Annotated in this window: 12 protein-coding genes; 5 read left to right on the top strand and 7 right to left on the bottom strand. The window is 71.7% G+C overall.

Annotation, left to right across the window (positions count from 1 at the left end; translation table 11 throughout):
* Positions 1 to 54 precede the first annotated feature (54 nt).
* The 3 genes from K7C98_RS25955 (at position 55) to K7C98_RS25945 (ending at position 7102) form a co-directional block, all read left to right on the top strand.
* Positions 55 to 3222 (top strand): response regulator, encoded by a 3168-nt coding sequence (locus K7C98_RS25955; RefSeq protein ID WP_224194460.1) that lies wholly within the window; start codon positions 55 to 57, stop codon positions 3220 to 3222.
* Between the two features lie 561 nt (positions 3223 to 3783).
* Complete coding sequence (gene tssI / locus K7C98_RS25950) at positions 3784 to 6447, top strand: type VI secretion system tip protein TssI/VgrG (protein WP_224194459.1); 2664 nt, start codon at positions 3784 to 3786, stop codon at positions 6445 to 6447.
* Positions 6448 to 6457: 10 nt separating this feature from the next.
* The gene (locus K7C98_RS25945; RefSeq protein WP_224194458.1) at positions 6458 to 7102 is read left to right on the top strand and encodes a hypothetical protein; all 645 of its coding nucleotides are present in this window, start codon (positions 6458 to 6460) and stop codon (positions 7100 to 7102) included.
* 6 nt (positions 7103 to 7108) lie between these two features.
* Here K7C98_RS25945 and K7C98_RS25940 read toward each other — a convergent pair whose 3' ends face one another.
* The 6 genes from K7C98_RS25940 to K7C98_RS25915 form a co-directional block, all read right to left on the bottom strand.
* Positions 7109 to 7510 (bottom strand): hypothetical protein, encoded by a 402-nt coding sequence (locus tag K7C98_RS25940; RefSeq protein ID WP_224194457.1) that lies wholly within the window; start codon positions 7508 to 7510, stop codon positions 7109 to 7111.
* 209 nt (positions 7511 to 7719) lie between these two features.
* Positions 7720 to 8751 (bottom strand): fibro-slime domain-containing protein, encoded by a 1032-nt coding sequence (locus K7C98_RS25935; protein ID WP_224194456.1) that lies wholly within the window; start codon positions 8749 to 8751, stop codon positions 7720 to 7722.
* A gap of 326 nt (positions 8752 to 9077) precedes the next feature.
* Complete coding sequence (locus tag K7C98_RS25930) at positions 9078 to 10328, bottom strand: DUF4785 domain-containing protein (protein ID WP_224194455.1); 1251 nt, start codon at positions 10326 to 10328, stop codon at positions 9078 to 9080.
* Positions 10329 to 10377: 49 nt separating this feature from the next.
* Complete coding sequence (locus K7C98_RS25925; RefSeq protein ID WP_224194454.1) at positions 10378 to 11241, bottom strand: hypothetical protein; 864 nt, start codon at positions 11239 to 11241, stop codon at positions 10378 to 10380.
* Between the two features lie 157 nt (positions 11242 to 11398).
* A complete protein-coding gene (locus tag K7C98_RS25920; protein ID WP_224194453.1) occupies positions 11399 to 13069 on the bottom strand; it encodes a hypothetical protein in 1671 nt (556 codons plus the stop codon).
* 96 nt (positions 13070 to 13165) lie between these two features.
* A complete protein-coding gene (locus K7C98_RS25915) occupies positions 13166 to 13639 on the bottom strand; it encodes a hypothetical protein (protein ID WP_224194452.1) in 474 nt (157 codons plus the stop codon).
* A gap of 375 nt (positions 13640 to 14014) precedes the next feature.
* Between K7C98_RS25915 and K7C98_RS25910 the strand changes: the two genes are divergently transcribed.
* Both K7C98_RS25910 and K7C98_RS25905 read left to right on the top strand, forming a co-directional pair.
* Positions 14015 to 15589, top strand: a complete 1575-nt coding sequence (locus K7C98_RS25910) for an alkaline phosphatase PhoX (RefSeq protein ID WP_224194451.1) — start codon at positions 14015 to 14017, stop codon at positions 15587 to 15589.
* A gap of 133 nt (positions 15590 to 15722) precedes the next feature.
* A complete protein-coding gene (locus K7C98_RS25905; RefSeq protein ID WP_224194450.1) occupies positions 15723 to 16100 on the top strand; it encodes a hypothetical protein in 378 nt (125 codons plus the stop codon).
* A 127-nt stretch (positions 16101 to 16227) separates the two neighbouring features.
* On the opposite strand, the gene K7C98_RS25900 is transcribed toward K7C98_RS25905, so the two are convergent.
* A complete protein-coding gene (locus K7C98_RS25900; protein WP_224194449.1) occupies positions 16228 to 16767 on the bottom strand; it encodes a hypothetical protein in 540 nt (179 codons plus the stop codon).
* Positions 16768 to 17063: the final 296 nt, after the last annotated feature.

Raw genomic sequence — 17063 nt, 5'->3', positions numbered from 1 at the left:
CCTCGCGGCCGTCATGTCGGATGAATGGCAATGAATGATCATACTCCCCTCGCGATGGCGGCTCCGCGCGCCCGGGAGCTGCAGCGCCGGATCGTCCAGAGCGCGCAGGTCCTCATCGTCGCATGCATCATCGCGGCGGTCGGCAACACGGGGATCACGATCTTCCTCGATCACGTGTGGCAGCTCGACGGAATCATCGTCGTACTGCTGAGCCTGGTCACGGTGTACGCGCGCGTGGTCATCCCGCGCGCGCGGGCCGGCGCGCTCGACAGCGCGGTCCGCATCGCCATTCGCGTCATGACCGTCGCGGTCATCGTGTGCTCGTTGCTGATGGCGGCGACGGCGATGAGCCTGGCGTTGACCGGCTTCATCACGGCGCTGGCGCTGGCGCCCGGCGTGCTGTCCTTCCGCGAGGTGAACCGCACGATGCTGGTCGTCACGCTGATCGGCATCGCGCTGATCGCTGCGGACGCGTTGGAGCCGCCGTTTCAGGCCGTCTTCCCGCTGTTCCAGACGTGGCTGTACATCATGACCTCGGCGGGGATGGTCGGGCTCGTCCTGCTCGTCGTCCGCGACTTCAAGCAGTTCCCGCTGACCACCAAGCTGCAGGTCTCGTTCCTGTTCGTGGCCCTCGGCGGGGTCGGCCTGCACGTCGGGATCGACGGCACGGGGCTGCGCGAGGAGGTCGAGGCCCGCGCCGCATCGCAGCTCGAGCGCGTCGCGGTCGCCGCGACCGAGGTGCTCGACGGCGCGATCGCGGAGGCGCGTGCCCTCGCGGCCAGCGACGCCCGCCAGGGCGATGTCGTCGCGTCCGCAGCCGACGCCGAGGGCCGCCGGCGCGCCGCGGCGGCCGTCGCTGCGCTGGCGGAGCGCGAGTTCAGACCGGCCGTGGGCGTCGCGCTCGTCGGCGAGGGCGGCGAGGTGTGGGCGTCGGCGGGACGCGTCGACGCGACGCAGTCGGCCCTCGGCGATCGGGCGCGACCCGGCGTGCGCGTGGTGCTGCACGCCGACGCGTTCGACGTCGAGGCGCCGGTCGTCGCGCGCGACGGCGCGACCGCGGTGCTGCGCGTCCGCTACGCGACCGCGGGGCTGCACGACGCCCTCGACAAGCTCGCGGCGGTGATGGGCGAGGGGGTCGGCGTGGTGGTGTTCGGCGGCGACGGCGAGGCGCTGCTGCGGGCCGGCGCCGACGCGGCCACGCGCACCGTCGTCAGCGCGCGCGAGCGGCCGGACGGGCTGATGATCGAGCTGCACCCGCCCGGGCCCCACGGCCTGCAGATCGCCGCGGCGATCGAGTCGGCGACGTTGCTCGCGCCGATCGCCACGCGCGACCGCGACGCGACGCTCGTCGCCATGCTGATCGCGGCGCTCGTGACCGGCGTGGCGTTCGGCGTCGGCAGCGTGCTGTCGCGGCCGATCCTCGGGCTCACCGCCGCGGTCACGCGGATGCGCGGCGGCGACCTGTCGGCGCGCGCCGACGAGGGCTCCCACGACGAGATCGGCGAGCTCACGCGGGCCTTCAACGCGATGGTGTCGCAGCTCGGTGAGCTCATCGACGGGCTCCACACCCGCACCACCGAGCTGCACGTCGAGGTCGCCACCCGGCAGCAGCGCGAGCAGGAACTGCAGCGCCTCAACGAGGAGCTGTCGAGCGCCCGCGACCGCGCGCTCGAGGCCAGCCGGGCCAAGAGTACGTTCCTGGCCAACATGAGCCACGAGCTGCGGACCCCGCTCAACGCGATCATCGGCTACACCGAGCTGCTGCAGGACGACGCGGCCGCGGCGGGCGAGCGCGAGGTGGTGCGCGACCTGGCGAAGATCCACGGGGCCGCGGAGCACCTCCTGAGCGTCATCAGCGACATCCTCGACCTGTCGAAGATCGAGGCCGGCAAGATGGACACGCACATCGAGCCGGTGGCGTTCGCCGAGCTGGCGGCCGAGGTGACGGCCGCGCTGGCGCCGCTGGCCCTCAAGAACGGCAGCGTGTTCGTCACCGACGTCGACCACGGCGTCGGGATGCTCCACACCGACCGCACCTGGCTGCGGCAGATCCTCTACAACCTGCTCAGCAACGCGGCCAAGTTCACCAGCTGCGGCGTGATCCGCCTGCAGGCCGCGCGGAGCGTCGACGGCGACGCGGGGGTCGACGAGCTCCGCTTCGTCGTCAGCGACACCGGCATCGGCATCCCCCCCGACAAGATCGGCGCCCTGTTCGAGCCCTTCACCCAGGCCGACGATTCGACCACGCGGCGGTTCGGCGGCACCGGCCTCGGGCTGGCGATCACCCGCCGCTTCTGTCGCATGCTCGGCGGCGACATCACCGTCGAGAGCGTGCTCGGGCAGGGCTCGAGCTTCACGGTGACGCTGCCGGCCCGCAGGTTCGTCCCGGCGATCTACGCGACCGACGCCGCGGGCGCCGACGAGCCGACCGAGGTCGAGCCGCCGCCGGAGGGCGCGTCGACGGTCCTGGTCGTCGACGACGAGGCGGTGGTCCAGGAGCTCATGGCCCGGTTCTTGGCGCGCGAGGGCTACCGCGTGGTCCCGGCCCGCAGCGGCGCCGAGGCGCTGCGCCTGGCTCGCGAGATCTCGCCTGACGTCATCACGCTCGACGTCATCATGCCCGGCATGGACGGCTGGGCGGTGCTCACCGCCCTCAAGCGCGACCCGGAGCTCGCCGAGGTGCCGGTGGTCGTGATGACGATCGTCAGCGACCGCGACGTCGGCTTCTCGCTCGGCGCCTCGGACTACCTGCTCAAGCCGATCGATCGCGACCGCCTGCTGGCCACGCTCGCGCGCTACCGCAAGCCGAGCCTGCCCGCGTCGGTGCTGGTGGTCGACGACGAGCCCGACGTCCGCGAGTTGCTGCGCAGGTTGGCCGAGCGGGCCCAGTGGTCGGTGCGCGAGGCCGCCAACGGCCGCGAGGCGATCGACGCCCTGCGCAGCGCGATCCCCGACGTGGTGCTGCTCGACCTCATGATGCCGGAGGTCGACGGCTTCGAGGTCATCCAGACGATGCGCGCCGAGCCTGGCTGGCGCGACATCCCCGTCATCGTCATCACCGCCTGCGAGCTGACCGCCGGCGAGGCCGAGTTCCTGCACGCGGGCGTGCACCGGGTGCTGCGCAAGGGCAGCTACTCGCAGGCGGCGCTGCTGAACGAGGTGCGCGCGCTCCTCGAGGCGGCCGCGGCGAAGACGGCCCGCGCCGACGCCGACCTCGCGTAGCCGGGCGCCGCGCTCCGGTCGCGACATGGAGCGAGCCGGCTTTGCGAGCCCGATGTCTCACGGGCGATAGCAATCATCGCGGTGGTATGAGAGCGCGCATGGGCGATTTCATCTCGAGTGAGTCGTCATTCCCGCGCACACTGGCCATTCAGCCGTGAGCGTTCCGTGAGCTGTGCCCTGTGTTCACGGCCCCGCGCGTGGAGGGCTCGAGTCCCGTGTGTTGCTCGGAGCCCCCGCCGGAGGGCTGTGTTGCCAATCGCTCGCGAACCGGGCCGGGAGCGCGGGACAGGGCGAAGTTCGGCGACGACGCCGAGGCGAGCGAGCACATCGATAGGGGCCCGAGACCTCCGGCGCGCCGGGCCGACAATCGTTAGAACAGCGCAGCTATCCGCTCGAGATCATGAGGGAGCACGTCGGTGGCGCTTGCCTTCGCGCGTGAGCAGCTGCTTGACGGTGTCGAGGTCGCGTGCAACCTTGCCGGCCCGGCGCTCTCGTATGCCTCTGATGGATACTGTCGCATCCGCGCTGTTCGGGTTACCGCCTGGTACCCCCATATTCTCGTTGAACGTCGGGGACAGGGAGCTCCGCGCGGTCCGATTCTCGGGGCAAGAGGCGATCAGCGGCCTGTATGAATTCCGCGTCGAGGTGGCCGCGAACGAGCTCGACCTCGAGGACCTGCTCGACGCGCCGGCCTTGCTGACGATCCGCGGCATGGACGAGGCGCGGCTGGTCCACGGCTTCGTGACGGAGGCGGAGTACGTCGGTCACACCACCAGCTTCGAGCTGTACGAGCTCACGATCGTGCCGTGGGCCCACCGGCTGCTCCACCGCCAGAGCAGCCGCATCTTCCAGGACATGACGACGCAGCAGATCGTCTCGGAGGTGCTGAGGACGGCGGGCCTCGACGCGGACATGTTCCGCTTCTCGCTGGTCGGCGCCTACGAGCGGCGCGACTACTGCGTGCAGTACCGCGAGTCGGACTTCGCCTTCGTCAGCCGCCTGCTCGAGGAGGACGGGATCTTCTATTTCTTCGAGCACGAGGCCGACAAGCACGTGTGGGTGATGGGGGACAACGTGAACGTGCACCCGCCGATCGCGGGCAACCCGACGGTGCTGTTCAACCCGCAGATCGACGTCTCCGTGCAGAGCGAGGAGCGGGTCCGCAGCTTCCGGTTCGGCGGGCGGGTGCGCCCCGGGAAGGTCTCGCTGCGCGACTTCAATCTTCACAGGCCGGATCAGGCGATGGAGGTCCAGGCGACCGGCAAGACCCACCGGGAGCTCGAGGTCTACGACTACCCCGGCGAATACCAGGACCCCGGCCGCGGCGGACCGCACCAGGGCCAGCAGATGGCGAAGATCCGCCTCGAGGCGCTTCAGGCGACCCGCCGGCTCGGGAGCGGCGTCAGCGACTCGCCGCGGCTGACGCCGGGGTACTTCATGATCCTGGCCAGCCACCCGCGGCCCGAATTCGACGGCGAGTACCGGGTGCTGCAGGTCCACCACGTCGGCGCGCAGCCGCAGGTGCTCGATCAGGAGGCCGCGGGCGAGAGCTCGTATCACAACACCTTCACGGCGACCGAGCTCAAGGTCCCGTACCGCCCGCCGCGCACGACCTCGCGCCCGACGGTGCGCGGGGTCCAGACAGCCACCGTGGTCGGACCCGAGGGCGAGGAGATCCACGTCGACCGGCACGGCCGCGTGCGCGTGCAGTTCCACTGGGACCGCGACGGCAAGTTCGACGAGCGCAGCGCGACGTGGGTCCGCGTCAGCCAGATGTGGGCGGGCAACCGCTACGGGGCGATGTTCCTGCCGCGCATCGGCCACGAGGTGCTGGTCGACTTCATCGAGGGCGACCCCGACCGTCCGGTGATCACCGGGCGGATCTACCACGGGCTCAACGAGCCGCCGTACCCGCTGCCGGACGAGAAGACCAAGAGCACGATCAAGTCCGACAGCTCGCTCGGCGGCGGCGGCTTCAACGAGCTGCGGTTCGAGGATCGCAAGGGGTCGGAGGAGATCTTCCTGCACGCGCAGAAGGACTGGAACACGGTCATCCTCCACAACCATAGCGAGAACGTCGGCGTCAACCGCTCGGCGAACATCGGCGCGGTCGATTCGGTGGTGGTCGGGAGGGTCCAGACGATCACGATCAAGCAACCGCCGCCGCCCGACCCGCCGCCGCCGCCGATCCCGCCGACCGGCACGGCGATGTCGGACAAGTTCTTCAGCCTGACCACCGGGTTGGCCACGGTCACCGTCAACGGCGCCGACGTCACGATCGACGCGACCGGCACGGTGAACATCCACTCGGTCGGGGCGATGTCGATCAACTCGGACGCGGCGCTGTCGATCTCCGGCAAGAGCGTCGAGATCAACGCGAGCACGACGATGAAGGTGGCCGGCAAGGCCTCGGTCGACGTCACCTCGAGCGGGCCGACGACGATCAGCGGGACGCCGGTCCAGCTCAACGGGCCGGGCCTGTTCGCCGGCCGCGTGACCGAGCTGGCGCCCGCCGCGATCACGACCGGCGCGGCGCTCGTGGTCATCGGCGGGGCGTCGTTCCCGCTGCCGGTCGTGAAGCTGCCGGACGGCTCGTTGCAGGTCGGCGACCACATCACCGTGCAGCCCGGCACCGGCCGCTACGCGGACTTCCAGAACAAGGTGATGCGCGACCTCGGCATCATGGCGTCGACGCCGTCGGGCCTGCAGCGGCTGAACAACATCGAGAACAACCCGAACGGGCACAACCTGACGATCCGCGAGTACAGCGCGGCCGAGGAGGCGACGTACGGCCCCAACAATTCGCTGTGCTACCCGGGCGCGGGGCAGAACTCGGACAACGCGCTCCGCTACGACGCCGACGGCAACCCGGTGCCCGGTCCGGGCTCGGACACGCAGATCTCGTACAACCCGGACATCGTCCTGGGACCCGCCGGGAGCCCGGAACCGGGCGACGCGACCCTGTTCCACGAGATGGGCCACGCGGAGCACAACGTGTACGGCACCAACCGCCAGTGGGAGGGCCGCACCGACGGCTACGAGAACAACGAGGAGTGGCAGACGATCAACGACGGCACCAATCGCCCGGGCAGCGGCAGCCAGGTCCCCGGCGTGCCGGCGAGCCCGAGCGAGAACGATTACCTCGGCGACAGAAACTACCCCTATCGCCGCACCGATCATGGTAGTGGTTACTCCAACCCCGACGGTTCGCCCATCACGCCGTGACGGGACCGAGGTGAATACGATGATCGAGCTGGTCCGCGAACGAACCCCCGCCTACGCGCTCTCCTGGTCGTTCTCCGCCGTCGACGGCGCCGCCGCCGGGGAGCCGACGTTCAAGCTCGAGTACGAGCTCGACGCGTTCGAGGAGCTCTACGTCGGCGACCGATTGTGGGTCCTCGACCGCGCCGGCAAGCGCGTGCCCGACCCATTCGGCGTCTATCGATTCGTCGCCGGCGAGAGCCTCCGCCTGGTGTTCGCGCGCCCGCCCGTGCCGCCGAACGTGATGCCGCGGGTCGTGTTCCAGCCGCTGTTCTCCCGCGTGGGCCCCGGCGAGACCCGGCGCAACGAGGTCTTGCTCAAGGCGCCGATCGACGAGTATTCGGCCCTCGGTCGTGACATCCATGCCGAGACCGTCCTCGAGGAGGTCTCGAAGGTGATCCTCGTCCTGAGTTATCGGCTGCGCTCGACGATGGACAAGGACCCCGTGCCGCCGCCGTTCGAGAGCCCGGACGAGGCCGGATACATCGTGTCCGAGCCCGAGCTGATCATCTCGACGCTCGCGGGGACGCAGGTGCCGGTCAAGCGGCGCACCGGCTACATCGCCCGCTTCCCGCTGCCCGGCGAGCCGGGGCCCGGGCCCGCGCCGCTGCCGGCGTGACGCCGGTCATTTCGCCGGCGCGGGGCCCCACACCGCGGGGTCCTTCTCGGTGTCCGGATGCACGACGCAGACGCGCTCCTTGCAGACCGACGCGGCGTTCTTGCACGGGTTGCGGGCACACGACGGTCCGCTCAGCCGCTCCGGCGTGACCGGGGTGCCGGGCTCACACGGGCCGCAGGGCAGCACCGGGCAGTCGGCGTCGGCCGTGCACGGGAACCCCTCGCTCGCGGGCGGGGCGGAGGCCGTGGCGGGCGCCTTGGCGGGGGCCGTGGCGGACGCCTTGGCGGGCGCGGCGGGCTCCTTCGCGGGCGGGGCTCCGGGCGTCTCCTGCGAAGCAGGCGGTCGCTCGGCGCACGCGAACGCGCCGCATGCGAGGAGTGAGACGAGGACGACGATTCGAGGCCGCATGTCCCGAGAGTGTGCCCAGCCCCGCGGCCCCGGTCGAGATGATCGATTCGCGCCCAGGTCCGCCGGGCGCAGGCGCTTCAGGGCGTGTCGTTCGGGTCGGTGGGGTCGCTGTGGGCGAGCAGCTCGTCGCCGTCGCGCTGGCCGTCACCGTCGTCGCCGACCAGCAGCGCGGGCTTCAATCGCGGTGGTGTCGTGGCGAGCGCACCGGTTCACATCGGCATGGCGCAGATCGTCGTGTCGATGCGGAAGTTCGACTCCACCGTGTGGCGTTCGGCGTGGAACACGTCGAGGTCGTAGAGGTTGCCGAGGTCGAGGCCGAGGTCGTCGAGGTCGACGCTGCCCGCGGCGACGCCGTGGACGCCGCCGAGGTCGATGACGAGCTCGCCGTCGATGAAGACCCACACGTCGTCGTCGCCCTGGAACGTGAAGGTCTCGCCGCCCGTGTACTGGAACTTCGTGTGGATCTCGGTCGTGAAGTGGAAGTTGTGGTTCTGGCCCTCGTTGCCCCACAGCATGTTGTCGACCGGGAAGAAGCTGTTGTTCGTGTAGGAGTAGAGGCCCGGCTGGATCTCCGTCAGGGCGATCTGCAGCTGCATCTTTTGATTGACGTCGGCGACGTCGTTGTACCACTGGGAGAAGGTCGGCGCGTCGGTCAGCATCTTGGGGTTGCCGGCCGACTGGAACACCGGCTTCTTGTCGGGGCCGAGCGCCGCCTGCACGAGGCCGTCGACCTGGCCGCAGCAGTAGTCCTCCATGTCGGGGTGCGAGAGCTTGAAGTCGCGGATGGTGGCGGTCAGCGTGTCGCCGCAACCGACCGGCTCGCCGGTGGTGCCGGTGGTGGTCGTATCGTCGCCGGTCGAGCTCGAGGTGCTGTCGCTGCTCGAGCTCGAGGTGTCCGGGCCGGTGGTGTCGGTGGTGGTCGTGGTGCCGGGCTCGTCGGTCGTGGTGCCCGGCGTGGTCGTCGTCGTCGTGTCGGTCGCGCCGGTGCCGGTGAGCGCGTCGGTGGTGCTGGTGGAGGCTTGCGTGTCGCTGTTGCCGACGCTGCCCTCGCTGTCACTCGTGCCGGTCTCGGAGAGCCCGCCGGTCGGTCCGGTCGTCGGCGCCGTGTTCGAGGTGCTCGTGTCCGTGGTCGACGAGCCTTCGCTGATGCCGCCTGTCTCCCCCTGGGTCGCGGGCGAGCCACAGGCAGCGAGAGCGACGGCGAAACCGGCGTGAGTTAGGGCGAGGTGTTTTGAACTCATAGCTGTCCAGGATACCGATCGCCCTGACGCGTGCAACTGTCCGGGCGGGCGAGTTCATGGGGCCGAGGCTCGGTTGGGATGTCCGCGAGGACAGGTCGTTGGTGCGCGCGTGGAGGCGCCGGCGCGCGGGTGAGCGGCGCAGATGTCCTTGCGGACAGGCCGGGATCGCGCGGCGAGCGGATCAGCGCGCGCAGAGGCGGCGGGGATGTTCAAAGGGACAGGTCAGCACCGCGCGGCCGCGAGCGCGGATACGACTTCGCGGCGGAGATGTCCGGGAGGACACGTCCGCCGCGCGGCGCGAAGGATGGGATGTCCGCGAGGACAGGTCAGCGGCCGGCGGCGGGCAGCGTGCCGGCGCGGGCCTGGCGGTGGATGGTCGCCAGGCGGCCCTGATCGACGAGGCGGAGGTCGCGGAGCTCGTAGGGCCCGTGCAGGCCGGCGGCCGTGAGGGTGGCGGCGTCGAACTCGAGCGTCAGCTCGCCGGGGCCGCGCTCGAGCCAGCGGGCGGCCTGGCCGACGCCGAGCGGCTGGAGCTTGCCGGCGCGGTTGGTGCCGTGGAGGACCGCGCTGGCGGCGAAGCGGCTGGCGGCCGCGACCTCGACCGGCAGGCGGACGCGCAGGCGGCCGTCGCCGGCGTCCTCGACCGCGACGGCGCCGGTGTAGCGGGCGGTGGGCGCGACGACCGAGACCGCGTTGGTGACGGTGCGCCGGACCGGGACGCCGCGCGCGGTGACGCCCTCGGCGTGGATCTGGATCGTGTGCAGGACCCCGGGCTTGGCCGGGCGGCGCGGGGCGGGCACGTCGGCGCCGTAGCTGCCGTCGCCGGCGGGCGTGAGGGTGAAGCGGGTGGTCTCGCCGTCGGGGGCGATCAGCTCGCCGGAGATCGATCTGGCCTTCAGGTCAGCTTGGCCGTCGCGCAGGCGCGCGCGGACGTGCAGCCGGCCGCCGGCGAGGACGACGTCGGAGTCTGGCTCGAGGGACAGCCAGGCGCCGGCGTCGCGCTCGAGCACGTGGACGAGCACGGGGGCGCGCACGCGGGCGCGGAGGACGAAGGCGCCGGCGCCGAGGTCGGGGCGCAGGGTGAACATCGCGGTGCCGGGCGCGAACGGGGCGCCGGCGTCGCGCAGGTGCGTGGGCTCGGCGAGCGGGCGCAGGACGTCGGCGCCGCGGTAGACGCGACCCTGCGGGTCGACCAGCTCGAGCGCGTCGACGCCGAGCGCGGCGCCGCCCTGCGGGCTGAGCTTGAGCAGCGCGCCGGGCTGGCTGATCGGCAAGGGCACGCCGGCGGCGAGGGCGGCGACGTCGACGCGACGCCACCAGCTGCGGCTGTCGGCGCGGTGCGCCTCGGGTCGCGCCTGCAGGTCGTCGGCGGCCTGGTCGATCGGCCAGCTCATCGCCACGGGGGCGCGGTCGATCGCCGCGGACACGGCCGGGACGTCGGCGGTGAGGCGCTCGCCGACGAGGTCGCCGGCGGCGGGGGCCGACAGCCGAGCGCCCGCAGCCGCGGGGGCGGCGACGGCGGTCGGAGCGGCGAACAACACGACGCCGAGAAGGAGGAGAGGAAGACGGGTCAGCATGACGAATGGGTCCTCGGTGAGAATGGAACGAGCGCAGGTCCGTCGGCGCTCACACGTCGTTGCGGAGGATGACGTCGAGGCCGAAGCAGTTGCGCCGGCTCTGCGCGTGGCTCAGCGGCTCGTCGCCCGCGAAGTCGGAGTCGTACAGCCACACGTAGCCGGCGCCGCCCTGCGAGGTGCACTCGAGGAAGCCGTCGGAGCAGTCGTCGAGCCAGTTCTGGGTCGTCTCGAGGCCGACGTTGAGCGAGTAGCCGCCGCAGTACGAGTCGCTGTCGAACGGGGACGAGTCGACGTCGGTGCCGACGACGGCCCAGAAGTCGCGCGGCAGGGCCGGGCGGCCGGCGGTGCCGTAGAGGTAGTTCTTGTTGTAGAACGCCATGTGGCTGGTCTGCTGCATGGTGACCGCCTCGCTCTTGTAGCCGAGCAGCCACCCGAGCGACTGCTCGAAGGTGTTACCGGAGACGGTGGCGTCGGCCAGCGGGGTGCCGAGGCTCGAGGGCGCGAGCGCGTCGACCCAGCGGATGGTGTTGATGATCTTGGGGTAGCGGCTGTCGTAGGTCGGGTTGGAGAGGATCCACCGGACCACGTTGCCGCCGTTGGAGTGGGTGATCACCACCATCGAGGTGATCTTCTTGGTGTTGATGAAGCTGGTCAGCTGGCCCGCGAGACAGCCGGCGGCCTCGGGGTCCCACATGTACTGCTCGAAGTCGCAATTGATCACGACGTAATTGGCGGGGTTCGGCAGCCCCTGGCGCACCGAGTCGACGAATGCGGGGGTCCAGTAGTCGGCCAGGGCATTGGTCTGCTTGCCGGTGCCGTGCACGAAGGCGACGCCGACGTTGGCGCGCGCGACCGCGGGGGCGACGAGGACGGCCAGACAGGCCACGAACGAACACAGCACAGTGCTACGCATGAGACACTCCAGCGCGCATCACAGCTGGATGCCGCGCCCGGCGTCAATCAAAAAATGTGCGAGATCGCCCTTCTGCATGAGAGGGCGCGCAGGGCCATTCGCTCGCGCCTGTTTCGTGATTCGATCGGCAATGCCCCGAGTGCGCCCCGGGCATTGTTCACAGGTCAGGCCGTGGCGACAGCTCGAGCAGGGCGAGGCAGGGGGTGCCGGAATCGCAGGTGAAATCGCTGCGGGCGACGATTCGCCGCCCGACCGCGGGCAAGGCGGAGAGGAGGGCGCGCTCGCTGGCGGCGTTGTCGGTGAAGGGGCCGTCGAACAAATTGGGGCCGGTCGACAACACGATGAAGCGGGCCGAATGATGGCGGAGGATCGCCTGCCAGGCGGCGATCGCCTCGGCGTCGTCTTCGCCGCGGCCGCGGCGAAGCGCGCGATAGGCGTGGAGCGGCGGATCCGATGATCGGGGGGCCCACGCCTCGAGCATGCCGACGTGATTGTAGGTGGTGGTGACGATGTCGCCGGGGCCGGGCCCTCGCTCGGCGAGGGCGCCGGTCAGCTCGCGCTGGGCCTTGCCGCTGAGCATCGGATTGGTGGTCGCGCGCTCGGCCGCGAGGAGGACGCCGCATTGCCAGGCGCGCGCGGCCAGCAGGCCGGCGACGAGCGCGGCGAGCAGGCGCGGGCGCGGGGCCAGCGATTGCAATTGGTGGGCGACGGCGAGGACGAACAGCGGCTCCAGGGCCATGCCGAGCTGGAACTGCCGCGGGTCGCCGTACAGCCAGGCGCCGAACAGGGCGTTGGCGAGCGCGGCGGCGACGAACATGCACTCGCCGTCGCCGGCGCGGCCGCGCGACCAGCGGGCCAGGGCGAGCAGGAAGACGGCCGTCCCGAAGACCAGGCCGGGCAGGGGCGAGCGCGACAGGTCGGCGACGAGCGGCAGCAGGACGGTGTCGGGGTCGGCGACGTAGGCGAGCTGGGCGGCGAGGGTGGCCGGCGCAGTGGCTGTCCTTGCGGCCAGGGCGGCGATCGGCAGCTTGGCCGCCGGGGCGGTGCCGGCGTGCAGCGGGATCGCGGCCTGCACGGCGAGCGCCGACAGCAGCGGGAGCGCGGCGCCGAGGCCGAGGGCGAGCGCGAGGCGGCGCGGCGCGGCCCGGTGGGCCGGGTGGACGAGCAGCAGCAGCAAGGCCGGCAAGAGGGTGGCGGCGATGGTGGCGCGGCAGAGGATCGCGGCGGCGAGGACGAGGCCGAGGGCCGCGCTGCGCCGGGCGGTGAGCGGGCGCGTGGCGAGCAGCAGCGCCGCGAGCATGGCGACGCGGCTGGCGAGCTCGAAGCCGTAGCCGGTGCGGGCGAAGAACAAAAGGCCGGGCGAGAGGATGCAGGCGACGGCGGCGGCGGCTGCGAGGCCGAGGCCGAGGCCGAGGCGGCGAGCGAGCGCGAACAGCAGGCCGACGAGGGCGAGGCCGAGGAGGACCGAGCTGCGGCGGACGCCGGCGATGCCGTCGCCGAGGACGGGCGCGGCGGCGATGCCGACGTAGGTGCCGAGGGCGCTCTGGTGGCCCTTGATCAGGACCGGCCAGGTGCGACGCTCGCCGACGTAGGCGAGGTTGGGCCACTGGGCGGTCGAGACGAAGCCGCGGCGGTCGGACAGGTCGTGCGGGGGGAGCAGGCGGACGCGGCCGCCCTCGGCGCCGGCGAGCACGACGGGGTGGCGCGGCAGGTAGGGCGTGATTTCCTCGGCGATCACGCCGCGCTCGCCGGCGCCGGGCCACGCGAGCGCGAGGTGGAGCGCGGCGAGGGCGACGAGGAGCGCGGGCGTGGCGAGGCGGGCGGACACGGGGAGTGATGCGGATGCCCGAAGGGACAGGTCGCGGTCATCGAGTGAGGTGGTGAACCGGCTGGTCGAAGGGGCAGGCAGGCGTCGAGGCTGCGGCTACGGCGTGAGCGGGCCGAGCGGGGGTGGGCCGACTGCCTCGCGGGCAGCGAGGGCTGCGGCGAGGGCTGCGGCCGCCTCCAGGACCTCGGGCGGGGTGGGGCTGTCCGCGGGGACAGGCGCGGCGAGGAACACGGCGAGGTGGGCGGTGCGGGCGAGGGGGCGCGGGCCGTCGGGGGCGAGGCGCGTGACGGCGAGCTCGAGGTCGGGGCCGCTCGCGGGGCGCAGGGCGACGACGAGGGCGCCGGCGCGCGGCGGATGTACCTGCACGATCGACCATGGCCCCAGGGACATGCCTGGAGCGACAGGTCCGAGGAAGGCCCACAGGGCGGTCTCCTCGGCGGCGGTGCCGGCCGAGGCGGGCGCGGCGGCTTCCGTGCAGGTGGAGGCGCGCGAGACGAGGCAGACGCCGAGGGTGAGGGCGGCGTAGGCGAGCAGCATGCCGAGGAGGCTGTCGCGGCCGAGGGCGGGCACGAGGCGCGACTATAGCACCGCGGGGGCCGCGGCGAGCGGGCGGGGATTGGCCGCCGGGGATTGATTCCTCGGTGACGGCGGGCGCGAGGTGGCTGCCTGGCGCGAGGGACAGGTCGTCAAGGGGGAGGCGCGGAGCGAGCGGGGAGGAGGCGGACGCGACGAGTTCTCGCGCGATGACGGGTCCGACCGGGTGGGCCAGGAACCTGGCGGCGACCTCGAAGATGCAGTTACATGGCGCAAGAGACAGGCCGACAGCGGGAGCAGCCACACTGTCTCGAGGGACATGTGAGCGGGCGAAGCCGGCCACTCCCGGCGGTGATGATCATCACTGGCGCGGCCTTGAAGCGCGGACGCGGGGTGGCGATAGTGGGTGGCGTGAGGCATAATTCCCACGTGTTCGGGCGGCGCGGGCTGTTGCGTTGCGGGGCCGCGGTCGCGGGCTCGGCGGCGCTGCCGTTCACGTTCACCTATCACCGCGTGGCGAAGGCGGCGGGGTACGGCGAGCTGGTCCCCGATCCGGAGGGGATCATCGATCTGCCGCCGGGGTTCACCTACAAGGTCCTCACGCGGCTGTTCGACCCGATGAGCGACGGCTACCGCTCGCCCGGGCTGCCCGACGCGATGGGGGCGTTCCCCGGGCCGGACGACACGATCGTGCTCATGCGCAACCACGAGCTCGGCGTGCTCGACGTCCTGCACACGCCGCTGCACCCGGAGCAGCAGGCGCCGCCGGAGTCGTACAACCCGGGGACGTCGGGCGGGGTCACGCGGCTGGTGATCGACAACGCCACGCTCGAGCTCAAGTCGAGCAACCTGGTGCTGTTCGGGACGCTGCGCAATTGCGCCGGCGGCAAGAGCCCGTGGGGCTGGCTGTCGTGCGAGGAGACGACCGACGGCAAGCACGGCTACACCTTCCTGTGCGACGTCGCCGCCGACAGGGTCCAGATGCCGCGGCAGATCGCCGGCTACGGGCGGTTCAAGCACGAGGCGGCGTGCGTCGACCCGGACACCCTGGTCGCGTACCTCACCGAGGACCAGGGCGACAGCTGCCTGTACCGGTTCGTGCCGAACGACAAGGCCGACCCGTTCACCGGCAAGCTGCAGGCGCTGCGCGCGGTCGAGGTCGACGAGTTCGCGACCACGGACATGGAGGTCGGGCAGGTGGTGGCGGTGAGCTGGGTCGACGTCGACGACCCGACGCCGGTGGACGACAGCGTGCGCGGGCAGGCCCAGGCGAAGGGCGCGGCGGTCGTCAAGCGCGGCGAGGGCATCTGGTACTGGAAGGGCGCGGTCTACGTGTGCTCGACCAGCGGCGGGCCGGCCGGCGCCGGGCAAATTTTCCGGCTCGTCGACGGGCCCGAGGGCGGCACGCTCGAGCTGCTGGCGCGCTCGGAACACCCGGACATCCTCGATCACCCCGACAACATCACGATGGCGCCGTGGGGCGAGCTGTTCATGGCCGAGGACGGCGACGGCGACAACTACGTCCGCGTCCTCAACCAGGCCGGCGAGGTGTTCGACTTCGCCCGCAACGCCAAGAGCGACAGCGAATTCTCAGGGGTGTGCTTCTCGCCCGACGGCAAGACGATGTTCGTCAACATCATGTTCGACCACCTGACGCTGGCGATCCGCGGGCCTTTCCCCGAGTTCGAGCCGGAGCCGGAGACGACGGGCGACGAGAGCGACACCGGCGCGGGCACCGAGTCGGGCGAGAGCTCGGGCAGCGGCGCTGCGCCGACCACCGGCGGCGCCGCAGACACGGCGACGCCGAGCACGACGGACGCGTCGTCGTCGACCACCGACGCTGCGACCGGCGGCGCGGACGACGACGACGGCTGCGGCTGCAAGGCCGAGGCGGGCGCTCCCGGGCTCGAATGGGTGGTGGCGGCCGCGGGCGCGCTGGCGCTTCGCGGGCGCCGGGGCGACGCGGAGCCCGGATCGCAGGGGTAACTTTGGGGCATGTCCGAAGGGCCATGTCCCGGAGACTGCCGGGTGACCGCGGAGCTCCGCGGCCGCGCGCGCGGGCGCACCGGCGCGATCGACTTTCTTCGCCGCGCACGCGGAGCTACGATCCGCGGCTGTCATGACCACCCCCTCCGTCGCCTTCGTGTCCGGGCACCTCGATCTGACCGAGGAGGAATTTATTAAATATTACGTGCCGCAGATCGAGGCTGCGTGCGCGCGTGGGTGTCGGTTCGTGGTCGGGGACGCGCGCGGGGCCGATCTGCTGTTCCAGCGTCACGCGCACGCGCTCGGGCTGGCGGTCACGGTGTTCCACATGTTCGAGCGGCCGCGCCACAACGTCGGCGAATTCGCGGCGATCGGCGGCTTCGATTCGGACGCGACGCGCGATGCGGCGCTGACGGCGGCGTCGTCGCTCGACATCGCCTGGGTGCGGCCGGGGCGTGAGCGCAGCGGGACGGCGAAGAACCTGCTGCGCCGGGCCCGGGCCGGCGGCTGAGCGCGGGGGCGACCGCCTGAAGTGTTGGGGCAACAGCTGGATGTACGGGCTCGGCCACGGCGACACCATGGATCCGGGGCGAGCCGTCACGGCGTGCAGAGCTGGGCCGCGGCTGCGAGAGCGGCGCTCAGCTGCCGCAGCCGGTGTCGGCCCACAGGCCGCAATGGACGACGACGATGCCGTCGTCGGCCAGCTCGACCTTTTCGAACAGCTCCATGTAGCAGCGGCTCGACGCGCACGACATCATGGTGGCGGAGTCACACTCGAGCGGGGCCGCGAAGCAGTCCGCGCATTCCTGCGGGACCGCCTTGCACTGGGTGTCTGCGCACTCCGGCTGGTCGGCGGGTTGCCAATAGCAGTACTCGCCCTCTGCGCACGAGCCGCACGGGTTGACGCCGCCCGGCTCGATCCCACCGGTGGCGGTGGTGGTGGTGGTCGTCGTCGTCGAGTCGGTGGTCGTGCCGGTCGTGGTCGAGGGATCGGTCGGCGAGGACTCGGACGCGGTCATGCCGGTGGTGGTCGTCGTCGTGACGTCCCCGGTCGGGTCGGTGGCCGTGCTCGGCGCGCTCGTGGACGGGTCGGTGTCGGTGTCCTGGGGCTTGGATGAACAGGCTGCGAGCGAGAGGAGGGCCAGGGCGCTGCAGATCAGAATGCGTAGGCTAAGCATGCCGCCGAGCGTACCACGGTCGACCGCGCGCGGCGAAGGACGCGTCGCTCGCGCGGGACGCGAGGTCGCGGAATCGGTGAAGTCGCGGTCGTCCGGGGCGAATGGGATGGTATGACGCTTCGATCCTATCGCTGGATGGCGAGGTGCGCGGGGAACGAGCGGACGGGTCGCGGGCAGGCGGGAGGAGTCGCGAGCACGCGCTCGAGCTTCTTGTAGCGGGCATCGCTCAGGGGAAGCCGATGCCCTTGCGTGAATAATAGGTGGCGGCGCAGGGTAGCTGAATCGCATTCGGCAGC

Source organism: Nannocystis pusilla (genome assembly GCF_020073745.1).
Lineage (GTDB): Bacteria > Myxococcota_A > Polyangia > Nannocystales > Nannocystaceae > Nannocystis > Nannocystis radixulma.
The sequence above is the reverse complement of the archived record's forward strand: the minus strand, read 5'-3'. Positions and strand labels throughout refer to the sequence as shown.

Coding starts and splice junctions, on each gene's coding strand:
- K7C98_RS25955 (WP_224194460.1), top strand. CDS start 55: ATGGCGGCTCCGCGCGCCCGGGAGCTGCAGCGCCGGATCGTCCAGAGC.
- K7C98_RS25940 (WP_224194457.1), bottom strand. CDS start 7,510: ATGCGGCCTCGAATCGTCGTCCTCGTCTCACTCCTCGCATGCGGCGCG.
- K7C98_RS25935 (WP_224194456.1), bottom strand. CDS start 8,751: ATGAGTTCAAAACACCTCGCCCTAACTCACGCCGGTTTCGCCGTCGCT.
- K7C98_RS25930 (WP_224194455.1), bottom strand. CDS start 10,328: ATGCTGACCCGTCTTCCTCTCCTCCTTCTCGGCGTCGTGTTGTTCGCC.
- K7C98_RS25925 (WP_224194454.1), bottom strand. CDS start 11,241: ATGCGTAGCACTGTGCTGTGTTCGTTCGTGGCCTGTCTGGCCGTCCTC.
- K7C98_RS25905 (WP_224194450.1), top strand. CDS start 15,723: ATGACCACCCCCTCCGTCGCCTTCGTGTCCGGGCACCTCGATCTGACC.
- K7C98_RS25900 (WP_224194449.1), bottom strand. CDS start 16,767: ATGCTTAGCCTACGCATTCTGATCTGCAGCGCCCTGGCCCTCCTCTCG.